Raw genomic sequence first — 2,651 nt, 5'->3', positions numbered from 1 at the left:
TGAATATAAGTATTGCTTCTTTCTTTTTTAAATCTTTTAAATCTCTCTGCAGCTATCTCGCAATAGTCTGGTCGAATTTCAAAACCCACAAAAATTCTTCCTAATCCCAAGGCCGCTATTCCCGTGGAACAAGAACCAGCAAAGGGATCAAGAATTATTTCTACCGGATTAGATGAAGCTTGTATAATTCTCTCGACAATTGCTAAAGGAAATTGTGCGGGATGTCCGGTTCTTTCCTTAGAACTGCGCTTTTCTCCTGTAGTGACTTTAGGAACTTCCCACACATCAGAAGGATTTTTACCGAGGGGATTACAACGATATTTACCATTTTTCTTTTGATTGGGATACTTAACGTTAGGGTCACGAATATTGTCTAAGTTAAAAGTATATTCTTGGCAATTTTTGAGATAAAAAAGCCATTTTTCATTGCGAGGACTAAGACGATTTTTTGTAGAAACACCTGCCCCATATTTCCAGACAATTTCTTGTAAAAGATAAAAGGGAGACTTATCCCAAAGAAGATAGGGAATCGGAACACATAATCCCTTTTCTGGTACTTCTAAATAACCAACATTTAGCCACAAAGCACCGTTATCTTGAGTAATCTTATAAATTTGCCGCAGCCAATTAGCACACCAATCAACATAGTCATTGATTGAAAGAACTCGTTCATATTCTTTGCCAATATTATAAGGTGGTGATGTAACAGTGAGGTCAATTTTTATGTCACTATGAGATAGTTTAGACAAAAAGTCTGTGGCATCTCCTTGATAAAGAATAAAGCCATTGTCCGAGTAAAAAGGTTGACCAAGATGACTAACCAGAATTTCTTTAAGAAAATTAAATTTGTTGGCTCTATCTTTTTCTAACTCTGGAGAAAATGGCTGTAGTAAGGAGGAAGGAGCAATCTGAGTTGATTGATGATCAACAATTCCCTCTGCTAGATAAGAGTTTTGTTCCTTGCTGGCAATTGGACGAGACTCATCTTCCCTAGACGATAGTTTTTTTTGTTTCCGCTGGGACTCTACAACCATAATCTCAAAGGACAGGTAAGTATTTTGATAGTTTTAATTATGCCCTTATTCTACCAAAATATCACTGGAGTTGTGCTTAATTTAATAACTTTTGTAATCATTCTCCTTCCCTTACCCTGGATGGGGGGGTAAAACCCCACCAAGAGTTAAAGATTGACTGATAAAGCAGCGAGTTTTCCTTGAAAAATCTCAACTGAGTAGATTGGATAATTATCAGATGCACCCGAAAATTATCCCTAAAATGGTGGTAAATAACCCATGGCATTTTTGACTCGATCGAGAGTTTGATTGGCCACCGCTTCTGCTTTGAGACGACCTTGCCGCAAAACCGTGGCTAAATAATCTTTATCCTCTCTAATTTCGGTGTATTTTTCCTGAATAGGTTGCAGAGATTCTATGGTGACTTCTGTTAACATCGGTTTAAATTGTCCCCAACCTAACTCGGCACATTCTCCCGCAACCACGTCTTGACTTTTTCCCGATAAAATGCTATAGAGAGTTAATAAATTATGGCATTCGGGACGTTCTGGATCATCGAAAGTTAAACCCTTAACTAGATCGGTTTTACAGCGTTTAATTTTCTTGGCAATGACATCGGGACTATCGAGAATATTAATCCGACTCATCTCGGCAGGATCGGATTTAGACATTTTATTCCGGCCATCGGTTAAACTCATCACCCGCGCTCCTTCCTTGCGGATCATCGGAGCGGGAAGTTTTAAAATTGGTTGTTGCGGTTGCCCAAAAAGATGATTAATTCTAACGGCTATATCGCGGGTTAATTCTAAATGTTGTTTTTGATCTTCTCCCACGGGTACTTTATCGGCATCGTAGAGTAGGATATCGGCAGCCATCAGCACGGGATAATCGAGTAAACCTGTGCCAACATTTTCCCCCTGTTTAATCGCTTTTTCTTTAAATTGAATCATATCGGTTAACCAATTTAAAGGGGTGATACAATTCAATAACCAAGTTAATTCCGTATGGGCCTTAACGTGGGATTGGACAAAGATAGTCGCGTATTCTAAATCAATTCCGCAGGCTAAATATAAAGCGGCAATTGCTAAAGTATCCTCCGCAAGAGTGGCGGGATTATGGGGAACGGTGATCGCGTGTAAATCGACCACACAAAAGAAATTATCGTAGTCTTTTTGTCCCTCCACCCAATTGCGGATCGCACCGAGATAATTGCCTAAATGTAAATTGCCGGTTGGTTGCACACCAGATAAGATTCTTTGTTTACCCATAACTCCTGCGATCGCTTTTTATCATGATGTTATTGTATCAGTTTTTGCGGCTAATTTCATCCTAAATCCAATTGGGAAAAATCATTCTCAGATAATAATCCCGCACTGACAGGGGAATGCCTAAATAAATTGGTAGCCAATAGATAAAAGCAAAAATTATCAAAATTATGAGGTAGCGCGAGCAATTTTTATAAATAGGACTGGAACTTTCTAAACCATCGGCTAAGAGCCAAGCTAGAGCAATCCAAGTGAAGCTATAGGCAGCCATATAATGATAGAGAAAGGTACAGCGACTAATTTTTAACCAAGGCAGCAGATTGGCAATATAGTTACAGATAAGATAGGCGGAAATTACTCGCTCTTTTCGGTT

General features: G+C 38.9%; 2 protein-coding genes and 1 pseudogene. All 3 read right to left on the bottom strand.

The features are described from left to right. On the bottom strand, window positions 1-1,034 hold a 1,034-nt coding region (locus tag PX636_RS12720), incomplete at its 3' end, for a DNA-methyltransferase (protein WP_288117465.1). Between the two features lie 236 nt (window positions 1,035-1,270). Beyond that, a complete protein-coding gene (gene trpS, locus PX636_RS12715) occupies window positions 1,271-2,281 on the bottom strand; it encodes a tryptophan--tRNA ligase (RefSeq protein WP_288117464.1) in 1,011 nt (336 codons plus the stop codon). 61 nt (window positions 2,282-2,342) lie between these two features. Then, window positions 2,343-2,651: pseudogene (locus PX636_RS12710) on the bottom strand (dolichyl-phosphate-mannose--protein O-mannosyl transferase); the annotation flags it as partial.

Origin of the sequence: Microcystis sp. M53598_WE2 (assembly GCF_030067735.1) — a bacterium.
Taxonomy (GTDB): domain Bacteria; phylum Cyanobacteriota; class Cyanobacteriia; order Cyanobacteriales; family Microcystaceae; genus Microcystis; species Microcystis aeruginosa.
The sequence above is the reverse complement of the archived record's forward strand: the minus strand, read 5'-3'. Positions and strand labels throughout refer to the sequence as shown.